The organism is Thiobacillus thioparus DSM 505 (assembly GCF_000373385.1).
Lineage (GTDB): Bacteria > Pseudomonadota > Gammaproteobacteria > Burkholderiales > Thiobacillaceae > Thiobacillus > Thiobacillus thioparus.
The window spans coordinates 148,378-167,884 of sequence record NZ_KB891316.1 but is presented as its reverse complement, the minus strand read 5'-3'; the positions used below and the strand labels follow the sequence as shown (position 1 = coordinate 167,884).

The 19,507-nt window shown below is 63.5% G+C and carries 18 protein-coding genes; 11 read left to right on the top strand and 7 right to left on the bottom strand.

The genetic code is table 11. The features are described from left to right. Positions 1–5 precede the first annotated feature (5 nt). From B058_RS16160 to B058_RS0100850, 3 genes are read right to left on the bottom strand one after another with little or no spacing between them, the layout of a single operon-like run. Entirely contained in the window at positions 6–1,343 is a 1,338-nt protein-coding gene (locus B058_RS16160) for a hypothetical protein (protein ID WP_018506571.1), read from the bottom strand. A gap of 22 nt (positions 1,344–1,365) precedes the next feature. Beyond that, entirely contained in the window at positions 1,366–1,836 is a 471-nt protein-coding gene (locus tag B058_RS0100855; protein ID WP_018506570.1) for a cyanophycin metabolism-associated DUF1854 family protein, read from the bottom strand. 6 nt (positions 1,837–1,842) lie between these two features. Next, positions 1,843–4,143, bottom strand: a complete 2,301-nt coding sequence (locus B058_RS0100850) for a cyanophycin metabolism-associated ABC transporter (RefSeq protein WP_018506569.1) — start codon at positions 4,141–4,143, stop codon at positions 1,843–1,845. 249 nt (positions 4,144–4,392) lie between these two features. Between B058_RS0100850 and B058_RS0100845 the strand changes: the two genes are divergently transcribed. From B058_RS0100845 to B058_RS0100810, 8 genes are all read left to right on the top strand, one after another. Continuing rightward, a complete protein-coding gene (locus tag B058_RS0100845) occupies positions 4,393–6,582 on the top strand; it encodes a cyanophycin synthetase (RefSeq protein ID WP_018506568.1) in 2,190 nt (729 codons plus the stop codon). 56 nt (positions 6,583–6,638) lie between these two features. Further along, positions 6,639–9,209 carry a cyanophycin synthetase gene (gene cphA, locus B058_RS0100840; RefSeq protein WP_018506567.1) on the top strand — a complete coding sequence of 857 codons (2,571 nt, stop codon included), beginning with the start codon at positions 6,639–6,641 and terminating at the stop codon, positions 9,207–9,209. A gap of 166 nt (positions 9,210–9,375) precedes the next feature. Further along, positions 9,376–10,311, top strand: a complete 936-nt coding sequence (locus tag B058_RS0100835; RefSeq protein ID WP_018506566.1) for a PDC sensor domain-containing protein — start codon at positions 9,376–9,378, stop codon at positions 10,309–10,311. Positions 10,312–10,415: 104 nt separating this feature from the next. Then, complete coding sequence (locus B058_RS16155; protein ID WP_018506565.1) at positions 10,416–10,940, top strand: DsrE family protein; 525 nt, start codon at positions 10,416–10,418, stop codon at positions 10,938–10,940. Positions 10,941–11,029: 89 nt separating this feature from the next. After that, the gene (locus B058_RS16150) at positions 11,030–12,361 is read left to right on the top strand and encodes a chloride channel protein (protein ID WP_051081994.1); all 1,332 of its coding nucleotides are present in this window, start codon (positions 11,030–11,032) and stop codon (positions 12,359–12,361) included. A 59-nt stretch (positions 12,362–12,420) separates the two neighbouring features. Beyond that, positions 12,421–12,675, top strand: coding sequence for a hypothetical protein (locus B058_RS0100820; protein ID WP_018506563.1), 255 nt, complete (start codon positions 12,421–12,423; stop codon positions 12,673–12,675). Between the two features lie 71 nt (positions 12,676–12,746). Beyond that, positions 12,747–13,397: an organomercurial lyase gene (locus B058_RS17170; protein ID WP_018506562.1), complete on the top strand. Its 651-nt coding sequence runs from the start codon at positions 12,747–12,749 to the stop codon at positions 13,395–13,397. A gap of 169 nt (positions 13,398–13,566) precedes the next feature. After that, positions 13,567–14,394, top strand: a complete 828-nt coding sequence (locus tag B058_RS0100810) for an HDOD domain-containing protein (RefSeq protein WP_018506561.1) — start codon at positions 13,567–13,569, stop codon at positions 14,392–14,394. A 26-nt stretch (positions 14,395–14,420) separates the two neighbouring features. Here the strand turns inward: B058_RS0100810 and B058_RS0100805 are convergent, their stop codons facing one another. The 4 genes from B058_RS0100805 to B058_RS0100790 form a co-directional block, all read right to left on the bottom strand. Beyond that, a complete protein-coding gene (locus B058_RS0100805) occupies positions 14,421–15,260 on the bottom strand; it encodes a MinD/ParA family protein (protein WP_018506560.1) in 840 nt (279 codons plus the stop codon). Continuing rightward, a complete protein-coding gene (locus B058_RS16140) occupies positions 15,257–16,051 on the bottom strand; it encodes a GGDEF domain-containing protein (RefSeq protein ID WP_018506559.1) in 795 nt (264 codons plus the stop codon). The genes B058_RS0100805 and B058_RS16140 overlap by 4 nt, the downstream gene beginning before the upstream one ends. A gap of 249 nt (positions 16,052–16,300) precedes the next feature. Next, on the bottom strand, positions 16,301–16,672 hold the full coding sequence (locus tag B058_RS0100795; RefSeq protein ID WP_018506558.1) for a TusE/DsrC/DsvC family sulfur relay protein: 372 nt from the start codon (positions 16,670–16,672) through the stop codon (positions 16,301–16,303). A gap of 201 nt (positions 16,673–16,873) precedes the next feature. Continuing rightward, positions 16,874–17,152 carry a hypothetical protein gene (locus tag B058_RS0100790; RefSeq protein ID WP_018506557.1) on the bottom strand — a complete coding sequence of 93 codons (279 nt, stop codon included), beginning with the start codon at positions 17,150–17,152 and terminating at the stop codon, positions 16,874–16,876. 174 nt (positions 17,153–17,326) lie between these two features. On the opposite strand from B058_RS0100790, the gene B058_RS0100785 reads away from it, so the two are divergent. The 3 genes from B058_RS0100785 to B058_RS0100775 all read left to right on the top strand — a co-directional run bounded on the left by B058_RS0100785 (position 17,327) and on the right by B058_RS0100775 (position 19,469). Beyond that, positions 17,327–17,863 carry a flavin reductase family protein gene (locus B058_RS0100785; protein ID WP_026240521.1) on the top strand — a complete coding sequence of 179 codons (537 nt, stop codon included), beginning with the start codon at positions 17,327–17,329 and terminating at the stop codon, positions 17,861–17,863. 80 nt (positions 17,864–17,943) lie between these two features. Then, positions 17,944–18,144: a dodecin family protein gene (locus B058_RS0100780; protein WP_018506555.1), complete on the top strand. Its 201-nt coding sequence runs from the start codon at positions 17,944–17,946 to the stop codon at positions 18,142–18,144. Between the two features lie 161 nt (positions 18,145–18,305). Continuing rightward, on the top strand, positions 18,306–19,469 hold the full coding sequence (locus B058_RS0100775; RefSeq protein ID WP_018506554.1) for an MFS transporter: 1,164 nt from the start codon (positions 18,306–18,308) through the stop codon (positions 19,467–19,469). Positions 19,470–19,507: the final 38 nt, after the last annotated feature.

The following is a 19,507-nucleotide window of genomic DNA, read 5'->3' as shown; positions in this document are numbered from 1 at the left end:
GGGAATTACTTGGGGTGGATGCCCAGATAGGCCGCCATGCCGGTTTCGATCCGGACGAGCTGTTCCGCGTGGCATGCCTCGCGAATCTCCTCGGAAAGGGAATGGGCGGCCGCAGCATGGTGGCTGGGAGCAAGAAGGGGCAGGCTGACGCAGATGGCGACCCTGAGGCGGGTGCGGGCGCGCAGCAGGCGCAAAAACTTCTCCCAGCGTTCGAAGGGCCGCTCGGGTAGCCGGATGTCTGCGGTGGCGGGATGGATGCAGCGGGGGTATTCCCGGGACGTGTCGATGCAGCCCCCTTCCTGATAGATCCCCTTGGGATCGCGCAGCCGCAGCATGCGCTGCAGGATGCGCGCCACTTCTGTCGGATCGTTCTGCGTGGCGCGAACCCGTTCCTCGACGATCTTCTCGTCCATCTGCAGCTCGCCCTGGTCATCCACGTAGGCTCCGTGCCGCCAGTGAAAGATTTCCAGGCATTTCGTCGTCAGGCTGAACGGCCGGTCGCGTTTCCAGAAATTGCTGAACAGTCCGTCCCCGAGATAGAACACCCATGAGCCTTCATAACCGGTCACGTCGGCGGAGCGCTCATCGGGGTTGCGAAACCAGAGGCGGTCGCCGGGGACATAGTATTTCGGCGGCAACGGGGTTTCCATGGCGCCGTATTCATGCAGGAAGACATCATGGAATTGTCCAGACATGATGGGCCGGCTCTCCCACTGGCGCTGCAGGCGCTGCAGCAATGCGGGGTTGCGGGCAGCCAGTTCCTGGGCCAGAGCGAGCAGAATGACGTATTCGGTCGCCCGGTAGCAGGAAAAGGCATAGAGCTGGCCGGACACTTCGGGCTGGGTGGCCTTCACCAAGCCTTCGATCAGCGACCGGCCCGGCAGGATGGTGAAGCCCTTGCCCTCGACGTAGGTCCAGTAATCCTCGGGGCGCTCGGCCTCGGTCGTGTGGAAATCGAGTGCCGTCCGGCGTGCGGCCTGGACGATGTTGCGCCGGATGTGGATCGCCGAAATGGCCTCTGCGTAACTTGGAAACTCGAAAGCCACTGGCCCCACCAGCATGGCCGCCAGAATCTCCCGTTCCAGGTCGGCGACGTTGGCTCCAGTGTCGAGGTTGAGCCATTGGCTCAACAGGGTGGTGTCGAAGTCGGGCGCCCATTCTTGCGCGACATCCGGCCTTAGATGGAAGCGAAGGGCGAGGTCTTCCCGGTGAACCTCCACCAAGCGATCGAGTTCAAGCGAAGCGAGGAAGACGAGGAAATCGCGGCGTGTGGTGGCGAGGCCGGCCTCGCCCTGCGTGTGGATCAGGATGCCGCCGCTGACGGAAGTATTGTCGGGATTCATGGGAATGTCGGTCTGGTCGGATTTACATGAAGCGGTCGAGCAGCCGGCGGCTGGTCTTGTCCAGTTTGGACAGGTCGCGGATCAGGTACTGTACGCCGTGACTGTCGCTGATAAGCAGGGCGGTTGCGCCGAGGCGGCGGATATCTTCCTCGCCCTTGAGAATGAAGCGGGTCTCGCCGCGGTCGGTTTCGACCGTCCAGGTGCTGGGCGTGGCGAAGGTGGAGACCTGCCGCAGGCGGCGGATCTCAGGCATGAATTCGCGGCTGGCCAGTTCGGCTTCGAGCAGGTTTCGCGTCGCCTCGGGTAAGTCGTTCAGACGGTCGATCCAGACCAGTTCGTGGCCGTCCGTGCCCATCAGTGCAATACCCTCCGCCGGCGCGGCGAGAGGGAAGGCGCGCACGGGCTGCACGCCTGCGTGCACGCTGCCGTCAGGCGCGGTCAGCAGGAGTCGGCCATGCGGGTCGCGGGTGAGTTGGAAGGGAGCGGTCGTCATGGCAGGTCACTTCGGCATAGGGGGTTTGGCCTCGGCGCTGGCCGTGGGCAGCTCGTCCAGGTCGGTGTCGACGTTGCGTGCCTGGGCCTGGTATAGACGGTAATAATGGCCTTCGCGTGCCATCAGGTCGTCGTGGTTGCCGATCTCGACGATCCGGCCGCGATCCATGACGACCAGCCGGTCGGCCTGGCGCAGGGTGGACAGGCGGTGGGCGATGGCGATCGTGGTGCGCCCGCGCACCAGGTTGTCGAGTGCCTTCTGGATTTCCTTTTCGGTCTCGGTATCCACCGAGGAGGTCGCCTCGTCGAGAATGAGGATGCGCGGATCGATCAGCAGCGCACGTGCGATGGAGATGCGCTGGCGCTCGCCTCCGGACAGACCCTGGCCGCGTTCTCCCACCAGCGAGTCGTAGCCGTGCGGCAGGCGCAGGATGAATTCGTGGGCATGAGCGGCGCGGGCGGCGGCAACGATCTCCGCACGGCAGGCATCGGGTTTGCCGTAGGCGATGTTCTCGGCGATGGTGCCGAAGAAGAGGAAGGGTTCCTGCAGCACGAGGCCGATGTGGCGGCGGTATTCCGCTACGGGCAGGGAACGGATATCCGTGCCGTCGAGGCGAATGGTGCCTTCCGACAGGTCGTAGAAGCGGCAGATGAGGTTGACCAGGGTGCTCTTGCCCGAGCCGCTGTGGCCCACCAGACCGATCATCTCGCCTGGCTGGATGTCCAGGTTGAGGCCGCGGATCACACCGCGGTTGCCGTAGCGGAAGGACGCGTCGCGGATCTCGATCCGGCCCTGTACCCGATCGAGGTGCGTCGGCCGGGTCGGCTCGGGGACACTGGAGACGTGGTCGAGGATATCGAAGATCCGCTTGGTGCCGGCTGCGGCCTTCTGGGTCACCGAGACGATACGGCTCATCGAGTCGAGGCGGCCGTAGAAGCGGCTGATGTAGGCGAGGAAGGCAGTGAGCACGCCGACCGTGATCTGGTCGTGGGCGATTTGCCAGATACCAAAGGCCCACACCACCAGCAGGCCGATCTCGGTAAGCAGGGTGACGGTGGGCGAGAACAGCGACCACGTCTTGTTGAGGCGGTCGTTGACGGCCAGATTGTGACGGTTGGCCTCGCGGAAGCGCTGTGCCTCGCGCTTTTCCTGGGCGAAAGCCTTTACCACGCGGATGCCGGGGATGGTGTCGGCCAGCACGTTGGTGACTTCCGACCAGACGCGGTCGATCTTCTCGAAGCCGGTGCGCAGGCGGTCGCGTACCAGATGGATCATCCAGGCGATGAAGGGCAGCGGCAGCAGGGTGACGAGCGCGAGCGCGGGGTTGATCGAGAACAGGATCGCCGCGGTCATGGCGATCATCAGCACGTCGGTGGCGAAGTCGAGCAGATGCAGCGAGAGGAAGACGCAGATGCGATCGGTTTCCGACCCGATGCGCGCCATCAGGTCGCCGGTGCGCTTGCCACCGAAGTACTCGAGCGAGAGCTGTAGCAGGTGCTCGTAGGTGGCGGTACGCAGGTCGGCACCGATGCGTTCGCTGACCCGGGCGAGAATGTAAGTGCGGGCCCAGCCGAGGCCCCAGGCCAGCAGGGCGGATGCGAAGAGACCGGCAAGCAGCAGGGCGACGACCCCGGTATTGATCGACTGTCCGTTCTGGTAGGGAATCAGCACCTTGTCCATCAAGGGCATGGTCAGGTAAGGTGGTACCAGCGTGGCGCCGGTGGCGGCCAGGGTCAGCAGGAACCCGGCCAGGAGCTGGCCCCGATAGGGGCCGGCAAAGCGCCACAGCCGGAACAGGGTCCAGGTCGAGGGTGCCTCGTGCAGTTCGCGGCTGCACAGCGGGCATTCCGTCTGATCGGGCGGCAGCGGCGTCTTGCAGGCAGGGCAGACGGTTTCATCCGGGGCGGGCACCGGCTGGCCGGAGAGATGGGCTGTCAATTCCGCCGCAAAACGGTCGGCCAACCGCAATGCCGCTCCGTTATGCACCAGCGTGAAGCGCCAGCTGGCCAGGCGCGAGGCCGTGTCGTGCAGTTCCAGCGTGCCCACGCCGGCATGGTCGTGGTGCTGCAGGGACAGGCCAGGCCGCAACGGCCAGTCTGCCCAGCCCGCGTCCCCCGCCGACCGGGCCAGCAGGCGCCGGTCGGTCAGGACCAGCCGTTCCGCGGCAAAAGCCAGATGGGCGTCGAGATCAGGCTCCAGTGTGGCCACGATCGGCTCGCCGGCAGCAAGCCGCACGTCCAGTTCGGCTTGCCAGGTATCGGTGGCGCTTGCAAAGGCACCAGGCAGGGGAGGGGGTGTACGGATCATGGGTGAATGGCGTTGCGCCGGGGGAGGGCGTACCCGCAGGCGCGACAATAAATTTTTTTCATTTTTCCCTGTACATCTGCATCCGACCAGCCCCCGGCAAAGCGGGGTTTATTGTATGCTGCGCGGCGTGGTTCCGTGTAACCTGAACGTAGCAAACAACAATCTTTTCCGGCGAAGCCCCAGCGTCCCGATCCGCCTTTCCATGCCTGCCGCATTTCACTTCATCGTCCGGTCCGGACGTCGCGCGTCGTGAACAGAAAAACCATTGAATTCCTGCGTGTCACACATCTGGACGGACCGAATATCTGGACCTACCGGCCTGTGCTGGAGGCCTGGGTCGACATCGGCGATCTCGAGGATTCGCCCTCCAACACGATTCCCGGCCTGTACGAGCGCCTGACTGGCTGGCTGCCCGGCCTGATCGAGCATCGTTGCGGTGTCGGCGAGCGCGGCGGCTTTCTGCTGCGTCTGCGCGAGGGAACCTGGCCGGCCCATATTCTCGAACACATCACGATCGAACTGCAGAACCTGGCCGGCATGAAGGTCGGCTTCGGCAAGGCACGCGAGACTGCCGAACGCGGCATCTACAAGGTGGCGGTACGGACGCGCAATGAACAAGTCGGACGTGCCTGCCTGCAGGCGGGACGCGACCTGCTGATGGCCGCCATCGAGGATCGCCCGTTTGATATCGAGGGCACTGTGGCGCGTCTGCGTGATCTGGCTGACCGGCGCTGCCTGGGGCCGAGCACGGCCTGTATCGTCGATGGCGCGGTCAGCCGCCATATCCCGTCCATACGCCTGACCGAGGGCAACCTGATCCAGTTGGGCTACGGCGCCCGTCAACGCCGCATCTGGACTGCGGAAACGGACCTGACAGGCGCGATTGCCGAAAGCATCGCGAGCGACAAGGACCTGACCAAGCGCTTGCTGAAATCCTGCGGGGTACCGGTCCCGGACGGCCGTATTGCAGAAAGCCCGGAAGATGCCTGGGAAGCGTCGGAGGAGATCGGCCTGCCGGTCGCGATCAAGCCGGTGGATGGCAACCATGGCCGGGGCGTTTCCCTCGATCTCGCCACCCGGGACGATGTCGAACGGGCCTATCGGCTGGCCCTGGCGGAGGGAAGCGAGGTCATCGTCGAGCGCTATGTGCCGGGCAACGAACATCGGCTGTTGGTGGTTGGCCCGCGCGTCGTCGCAGCGGCGCGCGGCGAGGCAGCCTGGGTGAAGGGCGACGGTCGCTCGACCATCGCCGAGTTGATCGACCGCCAGCTCAATACTGATCCGCGGCGCGGCGTGACGGAAGACTACCCGCTCAACCGGATCCTGATCGACGAAGACCCGGCGGTCAGTCTCGAACTGGCGCGCCAGGGGGTTGCGCCAACCGACGTCCCGGCAGCGGGACAGACCGTCCTGATCCAGCGCAATGGCAATGTCGCCTTCGATGTCACCGACACGCTTCACCCCGATGTAGTGGAAACGGCCGTTCTCGCCGCGCGGGTGATCGGACTCGACGTCGCCGGCATCGACATGGTGGCGCAGGATGTCTCGCGGCCGCTCGCGGAACAGAGCGGCGCCATCGTCGAGGTAAACGCCGGGCCGGGGCTGCTCATGCACCTCAAGCCTGCCGAGGGCAGTCCCCGTCCGGTGGGCCGTGCCATCGTCGATCACCTGTTTCCCGATGGGGAGAGTGGCCGCATTCCCATTGTCGGCATCAGCGGCTCGCAGGGGGGCGCCTCGATCGCCCATGTGGTCGCCCAGTTGATTGCCTGTACCGGCAAGCGTACGGGACTGGCCTGTCGCGACGGGCTTTATCTGGGGCTGCGTCAGGTCAAGCCGGGCAATTGCGCAAGTTGGCGTGCGGGTCGGCAACTGTTGATGAATCGGGGCGTGGATGCCGCCGTCTTCGAGCACGATGCCCGCTCGATCCTTCACGAAGGGTATGCCTATGACCGCTGCCAGGTCGGCGTGGTGACCGACCTGCAGATGGACGCCTCGCTCGCGGAGTACTACATTCGCGAACCCGAACAGATGTACACGGTCATGCGCACCCAGGTGGACTTGGTCCTGCCCGACGGGGTGGCGGTTCTGCATGCGGGCGACCCGGCCGTGGCCGAACTGGCCTCGCTGTGCGATGGGACAGTGCTGTTCTATGCCCTCGATCCTGGGCTGCCAGTGATCGACATGCACTGTGCGGGCGGCGGCCGGGCTCTGTTTCTCCACGACAACCAGGTGGTCGTCGCGGGTGCCACGGGCGAGACGCCGCTCTTCAACCTGGCTGCCCTGCACCCTGCTATGAGCGGAAAACCGATGCTTCAGCCCTTGCACGTTCTCGCCGCAGTGGGGGTGGCGCTGGCGCTCGATATTCCGCCGGAACTGATTCGTGCGGCAATGGATACCTGCGTCTCGTTACCCACCCCTGCGATCCAGACCAACTACTAGGAATACGATCCGGCAGGGCGAGCCTGCCGCGGGATACCCAACAGGAACAGGCGTTCATGGAAATATCACGCATCCGAGCACTGCGCGGGCCCAATCTCTGGAGCCGGCACACGGTCATCGAGGCGCTGGCGCAGTGTGCGCCCGAGGAGCGGTTGATCGACTCGATCAGCGGGTTCGAGGCGCGCTTGCGGGCGCGCTTTCCGGAAATTGGTCCGATGTGCCCGATCGGACAAGAGGATGATATTTCCGTGGCGCATGCATTGGCGTTTGCCGCACTCGGCCTGCAGGCACAGGCCGGCTGTCCGGTCAGTTTCTGCGTCACGTCGCCCACGGTCGAGACGGGGACCTACCAGCTTGTCTTCGAATATACCGAGGAGGCAGTCGGCCGACTCGCGCTCGAACTGGCCGAGTCGCTGTGCCGGGCAGCGCGCGACGATGCTCCGTTCGATCTGGAGGGCGCCCTGGCGCGCTTGCGGGAACTGGACGAAGACGTCCGCCTCGGCCCGAGCACCGGCGCAATCGTCCAGGCCGCCGTCGCGCGCGGTATTCCCTATCGGCGGTTGACGGCGAGCAGCCTGGTGCAGTTCGGCTGGGGAAGCCGCCAACGGCGCATCCAGGCCGCCGAGACGGATACGACCTGCGCCATTTCCGAGGCGATCGCCCAGGACAAGGATCTCACCAAGACGCTCCTGGAGGCTGCGGGCGTGCCGGTGCCGCTGGGACGGATCGTGACCGATGCCGAGGCGGGCTGGGCGGCCGCCTGCGAGATCGGGCTGCCGGTGGTGGTCAAGCCGCGCGACGGCAATCAGGGCAAAGGAGTAACGGTCAACATCCTGACGCGGGAACACTTCATGGCGGTCTATGGCGCCGCGGCGGCGATCAGCGAGGAAGTGCTGGTGGAACGCTTCATTCCGGGCCACGACTACCGCCTGCTCGTGGTCGGCAATCGTCTGGTCGCCGCGGCCCGCCGCGAACCGCCGCATGTGGTCGGCGATGGCGTGCATACCGTGGGCGAACTCGTCGCGCAGGTGAACAGCGACCCACGCCGCGGCGAAGGGCATGCTACCTCGCTGACGCGGATTCGGCTCGACGATATCGCGCTGGCCCGCCTCGCCGTGCAGGATTACAGCGCCGACTCCATTCCTGCCATCGGCGAACGCGTCGTCCTGCGCAACAACGCCAATCTGAGCACGGGCGGCACGGCGACCGATGTGACCGACGATGTCCATCCCGACGTGGCGGCCCGCGCGGTGGAGGCCGCGCAGATGATCGGACTGGACATCTGCGGCGTCGATGCGGTCTGTCAGACCGTGCACAAGCCGCTCGAAGAACAGGGCGGCGGGATCGTAGAGGTCAACGCGGCGCCGGGCCTGCGCATGCATCTCATGCCCTCCTACGGCAAGGGACAGCCAGTGGGCGAGGCCATCGTCTCGGCCCTGTTTCCGCCCGGCGAGGATGGCCGTATTCCTATCGTGGCGGTGACCGGTACCAACGGCAAGACCACGACCGTGCGCCTGATCGCCCATTTCCTGGCGCTTGCCGGCAAACGCGTCGGCATGACCGCAACGGATGGCGTGTATGTGCAGGGCCGGCGCATCGACACCGGCGACTGCAGCGGCCCGAAAAGCGCACGCAACATCCTCCTGCATCCGGATGTCGACGCGGCGGTGCTGGAGACCGCCCGCGGCGGGCTGTTACGCGAAGGTCTGGCGTTCGACCGCTGCAAGGTCGCGGTGGTGACGAATATCGGCATGGGCGACCATCTCGGCCTCAACTTCATCACCACGGTGGAGGATCTCGCCGTGCTCAAGCAGGTCGTGGTACAGAATGTCGCGCCGGACGGCGTGGCAGTTCTCAATGCCTGCGACCCCAAGTGCGTCGAGATGTCGATCCATTGCCCGGGATCGGTCATCTTCTTCGCCGGCGAGTCCCATCATCCCATCATCGCGGCCCATCGCGCCCAGGGGAACCGGGTGGTCTACCTGGACGGCGACTGCCTCGTGGCGGCGCTGGGCGACAGCGAGCAACGCCTGCCGCTGGCGGAGATCCCGCTGACGCGCGGCGGCACCATCCGTTTCCAGATCGAGAATGCGATGGCGGCCACGGCTACTGCCTGGGCGCTGGAGCTGGACTGGAACGTCATCCGACGCGGCCTGCACAGCTTCGACAGCACGGCGCAGAACGTCCCCGGCCGCTTCAACCTGTTCGATTACCGTGGCGCCACGCTCATCGCCGACTATGGCCACAACCCCGATGCCATTCTTGCCCTTGTCAGGGCGGTGGACGCCCTGCCGGCACAACGCCGGATCGTCGTGATCAGCGGCGCAGGCGACCGGCGGGACGAGGACATCCGCGAACAGACCCGTACCCTGGGCGCGGCATTCGACGAGGCGATCCTCTATCAGGACCAGTGCCAGCGCGGCCGTGCCGAAGGAGAGGTGCTGGCGCTGCTGCGGGAGGGGCTGCGCGACGCACCGCGCACGCGCGACATCACCGAAATCACCGGCGAATTCCTGGCCATCGATATCGCCCTGTCGCACCTGAAGCCCGGCGACCTGTGCCTGATCCTGATCGATCAGGTGGAGGAGGCCCTGGCCCATATCGCCCGGCGCATCGCTGAGTCCTGACAGGCGGCTGCCGTCGCTGACGCAGTTTTCTGTCCGGCGATGCCGGACGCCCCGCTGAACTATTGCCGACCGCCTCCTATCCAACCGGCTGCTCGCTCGTCATGGGCATCGACTTTGCTTGTGTCGAGCACAGACATGCCGTTTCCCTGGAGGAGGTGGAAACTTCATGAAAAATTCATGGAAAGACAGCATCTACCTGCAACGTGAAGAACTGGCCGGCATCCTGCGCGAGCCATTGGCGCAACTGGCCGGGCATTGCGCACCGGTATGGGGCGATGGCGAGGCGCTGGATGCCGTTCTCGTCGCGCATTTTGACGGCATTCCGCATTGTTCCTTTCTTTACTGCGTAGGGGTCGATGGGGTTCAGATCTGCAACAACGTCGGCCAGCATGGAATCGAGCCAGGTTACCTCGGGCGCGACCGCTCGCAACGCCCCTACATGAAGGAGGCGGTGCCGGTGTGGGGGTTTCTGCTCTCGGATGCCTACATCGGCCTGAACCGGCACCGCCCTTCGCTTACCGCGCTGCAGGCCGTTAGCCAGGACAGCCAGACTCTCGGCTATCTCGGGGCCGACTTCGACTTGCGCAATCTGCCGGTGACGTCCGTGCTCTATGAAGAGCCCGGATATTGGCGGCAGGTGAAAGGCGATCCTGCGATCCGCGGTACCGTATTTCAGCAGTGCCGGGTGGAAAGCCCGATGGATGGTAATCTGGAAAAGGCCCTGTCCATCCTCGAGGAATTGCTGACGCAGCGCGGCATGTTTCAATGCCAGATCCACTTTTCCAGCAGCCAGGCAACGATCTGGACTGTGGACGATCCCTTCCGCTATCGCATTCTGGATGCGGATGCACTGAACGACCCGGATATCTGCCTGATCTATCCCTCGCGTCCGTATCCTGCCGACGCAGCCATCCCGCCGGGCGATATCAGCCGGATACTCGGCACGATGCAGGCCTTGCGGCTCACCGATCCGACTTTTTATCTGCGCATGGCCTCGATCAATATTTTCAACGGCTTGGTGAGCGTGACGTTTTCATGCGATGGTTCCCACTACATGCCGCATGTGGAATTCCTGATGAAGGACACATCGTTCTGGTTCTGATCCGGGCACGGAAACATACGTGGCATGCATCGGCGCAATAATCGCGTCCCGAACGGTCGTGAGCCCGAAGGTTCCACGCCACATGTAATGACGAAGGACCAACAATGAACTGTACGAAATTCATCTGTGTGATCGGCTGCATGCTGGGACTGACAGCACCCGCGATGGGGCAGGCGCTCGAACCCGCACTGTCGGCACGGACGCTGGTCAATGTCGATCCGCATGCGCATTACAAAGTGGTGTACGACATCCATTCCGCCGAGACGGCAGCAGGCATCAGCAAAGGACTGTTCTATGCGCGCGGCCTGATCGAAGCCTATCGCAAGCAGGGCGTCGCGCCACCGCAACTCGACATCCATCTGGTACTGCATGGCGAGGCAGCGCAGTATCTGCTCATCGACACGACCTATCGCGATGTCGTCGGCGATCCCTTCGCGGTCAATCTCAATGCGAAGATCACCCAGGATTTGCTGGATATTGGGGTGAGCGTGGAAATCTGCCACAGCGTGATGAAATCGAAGGGCTGGACGGCCGACGACGTCCTGCCCGGGGTTACGATCGTCCACGACGGCTATACGCGCATCGTCAAGCTACAGAACGACGGGTACGCCTATATCGGAGGATTCTGAACGGGTAGAGTCCTGCATCCTGGATACCTTCCCACACTTGATCATGCCGTCGAGACACGCTTCGAACGGGTGGGTTAATATGGGCCGTCATGACTTGGCCCCGCCCCCGATTCCCCTACGTCCAGAAGCGTCACCGCGTCGGTCTGCTTTCGTTGCGGCTGTGGTTGCGCCACATGCTTTTCTGGAGCGGGGCAGTCGCCGTTGGCTTGGCAGCCACGGCGTTCGCCCTGAGCAGCGACTATGCGCATACGCTGTTCCGCTCGGTGGTGGCAGCGTCCCCCTGGCTGCCCTTCCTGGTCACGCCCCTGACGCTTGCCGGCGTGGCTGCGCTGACGCAGCGTTATTTCAAGGGAGCGGAAGGCAGCGGCATTCCGCAGACGATCGCGGCCATCCGCATGTCCGAAGGCAGCGATCGCGACGCGGTGCTGTCCCTGCGCGTGGCCATCGGCAAGATGTTCCTGACCTGCATCAGCCTGGCAGGCGGTGCCAGCGTGGGTCGCGAAGGCCCCACAGTCCAGGTGGGCGCTGCGCTGCTGTACAACCTGCGCTGGCTGGTCCGTTTCCCTCGTCATCTGATGGAGCGTGGCCTGATTGTTGCTGGCGGGGGCGCTGGCGTGGCGGCGGCCTTCAACACGCCGCTCGCGGGGATCGTGTTCGCCATCGAAGAAATGGCCAGGTCGTTCGAGGAGCGTTCCAGCGGCACCCTGATCACGGCGGTCATCATTGCCGGCCTCGCCGCAGTCTATGTGCAGGGCAACTACACGTATTTCGGTGCGACCAATTCCACGCTCGCCGGAGCGTCCGGCTGGTTCGGCGTGTTGTTGTGCGGGCTGGCTGGCGGTCTGCTGGGCGGGGGATTCAGCCGTCTGCTGCTGGCCTTCTCGACGCATGGCCTGCCGGGCCGGGCGGGGGTGTTCGTTCGCACCCACCCCGTGAAGTTTGCCGCGCTCTGTGGCCTGACGCTGGCGCTGATCGGCTTCGCATCCGGGAGCGCTGTCTACGGCAGCGGCTACGTGGAAGCCAAGCGTCTGATCGAAGGCACGGGAACCGTATCGGCGGGATACGGGATATGGAAAATGCTGGCGACCTTCGTGTCGTTCGTCAGCGGCATTCCCGGCGGATTGTTCGCGCCCAGCCTGTCGGCCGGTGCGGGAATCGGCCAGGTCGTGGCGGGCATGCTTGGCCAGGCGGATGCCGGCGCATTGATCGTGATCGGCATGGCGGCCTATTTTGCCGGCGTGGTCCAGGCGCCCATCACCGCGTTTGTCATCGTGATGGAAATGACCGGCAACCATGACATGGTGGTGCCCCTGATGCTGTCCACGCTGCTGGCCACCGCCGTGTCGCGGGTCGTGTGCCCGCGGCCGCTGTACAAGGCCCTGGCGAGCAACTATCTGGCACGCGTACGCCCGTCTGCCTGACTTGCTGTGAGATGCCCGATGCAGCGCAGAGACCCTGTGACGACCCTCCTGGAGTGCCCATGAAAACCTTGACTGTCTTGCTACTGGGCCTGGTCCTGACGATGTCAGGCTGCAGCAATCTCACGCTGGAAAATTACAACAAGATCGCCATGGGCATGCCGTATGATGAGGTCGTCCAGCTGATCGGGACGCCCGATCGATGTGACGATGTGATGGGCGTGCGCAGCTGCCAGTGGGGCGATGAGAAACATTCCGTCCACGTGAATTTTCTTGCGGGCCAGGTGCTGTTGTTCTCGTCCAGCAATCTGAAATAAGCTTGTCGAAGACCCGCGTGCCTGTGTACCGCGAGTGACAGGGTGTGCGTCGCCCCACCCTCTCGAATGAGATGAGCGAATCAGTCAAATCCTCCGTGCTGCGGCTGAACGAATTGCTGCCCCTGAAGGCGCGCCAGGACCGCCACGCGCCGGCATTCAGGGCCTTGCATCGCGCAGTGATCGTGTCTCTGGTCGTGCGCGGACGCCCACCTTCCCGGGCGGAGATCGCCGCCCAGGTGGGCGACATGCAGGTTGACGCGGCACTTGCCCGGCTGGGAAACGATGATCTCGTCGTGCTGTCCGCAGACCGGCGTGACATCCTCGGGGCCTACCCCGTCACATCGGAAATCACGCCGCATGCACTCGAGGTCAATGGCCACTCGATTTATGCCATGTGCGCGGTCGATGCGCTTGCTGTCAGCCCCTTGTTCGATTGTCCGGTACGCATCCGTTCGCATTGCCGGGTGACGGGGGATGCGGTCACGATCAGGCAGCACGGCGAGCGCATCGTGGGCGCCAGCCCGGCCGCAGCGCAGGTGGGCGTGCGCTGGCAGGCGCCTGCGGGCGACAGCGCCGCGCACAGCCTGTGCACCGAGATGATCTTCCTGAAAGACGTTGACGCCGCCGCCCAATGGCATGGGGGCGATTGGCAGAGCCATAGCTTATACACGCTGGAACAGGCCGTGGCATTCGGCGTGGATTACTTCAGGCCGTTGCTCTGAGTGGCGGCTGCGGATGCGCAGACCCTCAAGGGATGGCAAACGGCGCCGATAGACAAAATGAGACGTCTCGAATTGTCTGCATAAGGTGAAAGGGTGCGTTTCTCCTGCCGCCCGTCGGTTTTTCGTGTAGGCCTCACTACAATGCATTCATGCCGGACCAAAGGGGAGGATGATGGCGCTGCAACCCGCAAGCTTGGCTGATTGGCTCGCCTTTTTGGGACGGGCCGATATCCCTGTGCTGAAGCGAACCGCGCGCGAGCTGGAACGGCTGCGCGAGGACGAGGTTCAACTCAACGCACGCGCGGTTGCCGACGTGGTCACCGACGACCCGCTGATGACGGTCAAATTGTTACGCTACATGCAGACGCACAAGCGCCGAAACCAGACTCACGAGCTGGTCGACGTGAAACAGGCGCTGCTCATGATGGGGCTGGACACGTTTTTCCGCGAAGTGCCGGCAATGCCGATCGCGGAAGAAATGCTGAAGGAGCACCGTGCCGCGCTGGTGTATCTGTTGCGCACGGTCAGGCGGGCGCAGCGTTCGGCGTATTACGCCTTCGACTGGGCATTGCGCCTGCACGACATGCATGCGGAAGAGGTGCAGGTCTCCGCGCTGCTCACCCATGTATCCGAAATGCTGATGTGGTGTTTCAGTCCCGAGCGGATGCTCGAAATCCAGAAATTGCAGGCAACCGACCACGCCATGCGTAGTGCCGACGCGCAGACGCTGGTGCTGGGTTTTGCCGGCCTGGAGTTGCAGCGCCAGTTGACAATTACATGGCGCCTGCCCGAATTGCTGAGAAACCTGATGGATCCGGCGCTGGCGCAATCGATCCGTGTGCGCAATGTCATGTTGGCGGTCAATCTGGCCCGACATTCTGCCCATGGCTGGCACGACGCAGCCTTGCCGGACGATTTCGATGAAATTGCCGCACTGCTTCACATGGATCCGAACAAGGTGATGGCGCTGGTGAAGGCCGGTCCCGCGATCGCCTGAGGCAGCCCGTTTGCCGGGCGGCGAGGCTAGGCCAGCTTGGGCATGACGGTTTTTTCCAGTCGGGTGGCGAGTTGGGCGATGGCCTGCCCCGCCGGACATCCCGGGGCGTTTTGCATCAGCAGCTGCCGCCGCATCACAGCCTGGCGGACCTCGGGGTCGATCGGGATATCCCCCATGTGGACCAGGCGGACGGGATGACCGGTCACGGTCGTGACGAAACGGTCAAGGACATGCTGCAGCTGGTGGGTGATCGGCAGCCCCGCGCCTGGACGGGAAGCCTGGTTGACGACAATGCGCACGGTTTGTCGCTGCTGTTGCCCCACCAGCACCTTGATGGTGGCGTAGGCATCGGTGAGCGAGGTCGGTTCGGGGGTGGCGACCATCAGGACCTCGGAAGCCAGCGAGACGGCAAACAGCACCACATCTGAAATCCCGGCGCCGGTATCCAGCAATACGATGTCGTAATTCGGCACCAGACTGCTCATGATGCGCAGGAACTCGTTGCGTACCTCGGGGGTGAGCCGCGAATATTCGACCAGGCCGGACCCTGCCAGTAGGACCGAAAATCCGCCTGGCGTCTGCAGGACGGCTTCTTCCAGCTTGGCCTTGCCAGTGAACACGTCGTGCAGGGTGATCTTGGGGTAGAGATTGAGCACCACGTCGAGGTTGGCGAGTCCGAGGTCGGCGTCGAGCACCAGGACCTTGTTCCCACGCTGGGCCAGAGCGGCAGCGAGATTGGCCGAGATGAAGGTCTTGCCGACGCCGCCTTTTCCGCTGGTGACGGCGATGACCTTGCCAAGCGGCTTGAGCGGGAGAGGGCTTGTGTCCTGCTTGCCGGAGAGGGGTGGCGTGAGCAGGTCGTTCATGCGTTGACTCGATGAGGGGAATGGCTTCCGGGACCTGCCCCGTCAGGTGCGCTGTCTGGCGTCGTCGCTGCCTGATCCATGACGAAATGGCCGAACAGCAAGCCTTTTTCCTCGGCACTGACCGAAATCTCATACGGCAAGTCGAGAAACACCTGATTGCGTCCGTCGGCCTTGGCGCGATAGAGCTGCTGGTCGGCGCGCTCGATCCATAAATCGGTGGTGGAGCGCACCCATTCCGGCGCATAGGCGCCGCCAATACTGATCGTGACATGCAGGTTGACCAGCGGTGTCACCGGGATGGACAGCGATTCGATCGTGCGGCGCACACGCTCGGCAACTGCGCGCCCGCAGTTGGGCCGGCAGTTGGGCAGGATCATGGCAAATTCCTCGCCGCCATAGCGCGCGACCGTGTCCATGGGCCGCACACAGTGGCCCAGGCAGGCGGCGACGGCCTGCAATACCTGGTCGCCGGCCAGATGGCCGTGGGTGTCGTTGATGTGCTTGAAGTGGTCGATGTCGAGCAGCAGCAGCAGGATGGATTCCCCGGAGCGGGCCGCCACCTCGATTGCGCGTTCGAGCGTCGCGATGAAGTGCCTTCGGTTGCCCAAGCCCGTCAGGGGATCCTTGAGCGAGAGTTCGCACAGTTCATTGATCACGCGCTGCAGATAGGCGAGCGGCAGTTCGTCGCTTTCCTGGCCGCTGTCTTGTCCGGCGTGTTCCAGTAACGCACGCGCGTCGTCCAGTTGCAAATCCTGCAGATCGATCAGCGATGGGTGGGATGTGGAAGCCACAGAAGGGGCTCTATACCTGGCGTCAGAATCGTGCAAAGGATCAGAAAAGGAAACCCAGCCGTATGTGGCGCGAAGTATGTGTCTATTTGCGCGTTTGATCAAGCACTTGGGAAACGATCGTGAGCGAGGTGCCGGTCTCTCACGGCATTCCTCACAGATGTGGGCAGAGGGGGCAGCAACCGGCCAGACGGGCGTTACCGACGGTTTCCCGTCAAGCGGTGAATGGAGCGGTGTGCGACGTATCGCGCCTCAGGCCACGCTGCCGAAGCTGGGATCCGTGGCGATGTACGGCGCCTTGAGGCCGGCTATACGGCAGCTTTGCGCGATCGGCCCGCCGGGAAACAAGGTATAGAGGTATTTCACGCCACCTTGACGGTGGAAGCGCTCGTCCAGGGCGTCATGCAGATCGCGCAGATTGATGACGGTGTCGTCGGCATGTTGCGCGTAGTAGTGCTGGAGGGCGCGAATCACGTTCCAGTGGTCTTCGGTGAGTGCCAGGCCCTCCTCGCGGGCGATGTTCGTTGCGTCATCCCGGGTCCATTCCATCGGGGCGTCGGGAAAATCGGGATTGGGGTTGGGCTCCCGGATCAGATGGTTGATGTCGGCTGATTCGTGCAGCATGGTCTTCTCCTTCGGGGGCTTGCAGGATGTCCTTTAAAAGTAGGACAGGCCTCCTTTGGATACAAGGCGCATTTCGGCCGGGTGGCTTCGCATGAGAATGCCCGAGGTAATCGGGCTGGCACGCCCTCGATATGTCAAAAAACCGTGCCCTTCGGGGCACGGTCTCGTTGGCAGGCGGCAGTGATTCGCGCGCCGGTCCGGTCAGCGACGGCCGCCTCCGCTTGCGGTGGCGCTACTGCCCGCGCCCGACTGCAGGGTAGACGTATCCAGATAGCGGTTCACCGTATCGGCACCGGCGCCTTGGCGCACGAAGTCGCTGAACTCGGCGCCGCTGAGGTCGTCTTCGATCTGCGTGTTGTGGATGTCATTCGGCATGTTGGCCCAACCTGCGCCCATGGGGCTGTTGTGGTCGGCCAGCGCCGAAACCGAGAACAGGGCGGCAAGGGAGCCGAAAACCAGGGCGTGTGCGATGTGCTTCATGAGTCACTCCTATCGAGATTGAAATATCCGGATGCAGGTGAGTGCATGCGGTATGTGCATGGTAGGGAGGCTGTGTGGCCGGTCTGTGTCCCGGCCGTTCCAGAACGTGGCAGTTTGTGACAGGGGGCCAGACGGGCTACGCTGAAAAGGTCAGGTTTCCATGAGGCGTCCATCATGTCAAAACGATCCTATCCATTGTCCAAGGTCTACGGCCTGCTGGAACCGGGGCCGGTGGTTCTGGTGACGACTCGCCGCAAAGGGAGGCCCAACATCATGACGATGTCATGGCACACCATGATGGAATTCGAGCCGCCGTTGATTGGCTGCGTGATCAGCGGGCGTAATGCCTCGTTCGACGCGCTTCGGACGACGAAGGAATGTGCGATCAACATTCCGACACAGGATCTGGCGAAACAGGTGGTGGGCGTCGGCAACTGCTCCGGCGAGACAGTCGACAAGTTCGCCCGATTCGGCCTGACTGCGGTCGAGGCTTCCGAAGTGAAGGCACCGTTGATCGCCGAATGCTATGCCAACCTCGAATGCCGGGTGGCCGACACACGGCTTGTGAATCGTTACAATTTCTTCGTTCTCGAAGTGGTGCGGGCCTGGGTCGACACCGCTGTCAAGAACCCGCAGACCTTGCACCATCGGGGCAACGGGGTGTTTGCGATAGCCGGCGAGACGATCAGGCTGCGTTCGGCGATGAAATAGGCCGATTTTGCAGTTGGAATCCTGCGGCAAGTTGATAGGCTGAAGTCACATTCAGCTTGTCGAAGCGGAAGGGGACGGTCATGAGCATTGCAAAAACCATCGAAATCTCGGCGAGTTCCGAGAAAGGGTTCGAAGACGCGATCAAGCAGGGGGTAGCCAAGGCGGCCGAATCGCTGGAAAACATCACCGGCGCCTGGATCATGGACCAAAGCGTGAAAGTGAAGAAAGGCAAGATCGTCACTTACGGCGTCAGGATGAAGCTGACTTTCATCCTGAAATAAGTTTTCCGGCACGGGGCGAGTACCGGATCGTCGCACCGTGCCCGATCACGCTTTCAATACCAGGGTATGTATTGAAAGCGTGTGCTTTAAGCTTCCGACCGTCTGGCCGTGGCCGCATAATGCGCGCTGCATTTTGGCCGCGTCCGCGGCAGTTAGAGTTCATGCCCAATCTCCCTTACTGGCGCCTGTCCGGTTTCTACTTCTTTTATTTCGCCTTCGTCGGCGCCATGTCGCCGTTCTGGGGGCTCTATCTGCGCTCGCTGGCGTTCAATGCCTTCGAGATCGGCGTGCTGATGTCGCTGCTGCAGGTGATGCGGATCTTTGCGCCCAACATCTGGGGGCATATCGCCGACCGTACCGGGCGCCGGACGACGATCGTGCAGATCGCGGCGCTTGGTAGTGTGCTGGTGTTCGGCGGCGTATTTCTCGGCAGCAGTTTCTGGTGGATGTTCGCGGTGATGGCCGCGCTGAGCTTTTTCTGGAGCGCGTCGCTGCCGCTTGTCGAGGCGATGACCCTGTCGCATCTGGGCGAGCGCACCGATACCTACGGTCGCATCCGCCTGTGGGGGTCGGTCGGCTTCATTCTGATGGTGGTGGGCCTGGGCTACGCCTTCGATCATGTGGCGATCGGCTGGCTGCCGTGGGCGGTGCTGGCGGTGATGCTGGGCATCCTGGCGTTCGCGCGGGTCATTCCTGAGGCCGATATCCTGCCGCACGCCACCGACCATCACTCGGTGTGGGATGTCGTCAAGCGTCCCGATGTGGCGTCGCTGCTGGCTGCCTGCATGTTGATGGCGGTGACGCACGGCCCTTACTACACCTTCTATTCGATCTATCTGGTCGACCACGGCTACGATAAGTCCACCGTGGGCTGGTTGTGGGCGCTGGGTGTGCTGTGCGAAATCGGCATTTTCCTGGTCATTCCGCGCGTTTTTGCGCGGGTGACGCCGCGTCGGCTGATCCTGGCAAGCTTCGCACTGGCGGTGCTGCGCTTCCTGCTGATCGCCTGGGGCGTGGAATCGGCCTGGCTTGTGTGGGGTGCCCAGACGCTGCATGCCTTCACCTTCGGCACCTTCCATGCCTCCGCCGTGGCGCTGGTTCACCAGCATTTCCGTGGCCGTCACCAGGCGCGAGGCCAGGCGCTCTACACCAGCCTGTCCTATGGCATCGGCGGCACGATCGGCGGCTTGGCCAGCGGCCTGACCTGGGAATCGCTGGGGTCGGCCTGGACCTTTACCCTCGCTGCCGCCAGCGCGGCGCTGGCCTGGGTGGTCTATGCGGCCTGGGGCGGAACAAAACCCGTGCCAGCGGCCCCTAAGCTATGAAATAATCAGCGTTTTACGCGCTGTATGGCCTTATTCCG

Coding starts and splice junctions, on each gene's coding strand:
- B058_RS16160 (WP_018506571.1), bottom strand. CDS start 1,343: ATGAATCCCGACAATACTTCCGTCAGCGGCGGCATCCTGATCCACACG.
- B058_RS0100855 (WP_018506570.1), bottom strand. CDS start 1,836: ATGACGACCGCTCCCTTCCAACTCACCCGCGACCCGCATGGCCGACTC.
- B058_RS0100850 (WP_018506569.1), bottom strand. CDS start 4,143: ATGATCCGTACACCCCCTCCCCTGCCTGGTGCCTTTGCAAGCGCCACC.
- cphA (WP_018506567.1), top strand. CDS start 6,639: ATGGAAATATCACGCATCCGAGCACTGCGCGGGCCCAATCTCTGGAGC.
- B058_RS0100835 (WP_018506566.1), top strand. CDS start 9,376: ATGAAAAATTCATGGAAAGACAGCATCTACCTGCAACGTGAAGAACTG.
- B058_RS16155 (WP_018506565.1), top strand. CDS start 10,416: ATGAACTGTACGAAATTCATCTGTGTGATCGGCTGCATGCTGGGACTG.
- B058_RS16150 (WP_051081994.1), top strand. CDS start 11,030: ATGACTTGGCCCCGCCCCCGATTCCCCTACGTCCAGAAGCGTCACCGC.
- B058_RS0100820 (WP_018506563.1), top strand. CDS start 12,421: ATGAAAACCTTGACTGTCTTGCTACTGGGCCTGGTCCTGACGATGTCA.
- B058_RS17170 (WP_018506562.1), top strand. CDS start 12,747: ATGAGCGAATCAGTCAAATCCTCCGTGCTGCGGCTGAACGAATTGCTG.
- B058_RS0100810 (WP_018506561.1), top strand. CDS start 13,567: ATGATGGCGCTGCAACCCGCAAGCTTGGCTGATTGGCTCGCCTTTTTG.
- B058_RS0100805 (WP_018506560.1), bottom strand. CDS start 15,260: ATGAACGACCTGCTCACGCCACCCCTCTCCGGCAAGCAGGACACAAGC.
- B058_RS0100795 (WP_018506558.1), bottom strand. CDS start 16,672: ATGCTGCACGAATCAGCCGACATCAACCATCTGATCCGGGAGCCCAAC.
- B058_RS0100790 (WP_018506557.1), bottom strand. CDS start 17,152: ATGAAGCACATCGCACACGCCCTGGTTTTCGGCTCCCTTGCCGCCCTG.
- B058_RS0100785 (WP_026240521.1), top strand. CDS start 17,327: ATGTCAAAACGATCCTATCCATTGTCCAAGGTCTACGGCCTGCTGGAA.
- B058_RS0100780 (WP_018506555.1), top strand. CDS start 17,944: ATGAGCATTGCAAAAACCATCGAAATCTCGGCGAGTTCCGAGAAAGGG.
- B058_RS0100775 (WP_018506554.1), top strand. CDS start 18,306: ATGCCCAATCTCCCTTACTGGCGCCTGTCCGGTTTCTACTTCTTTTAT.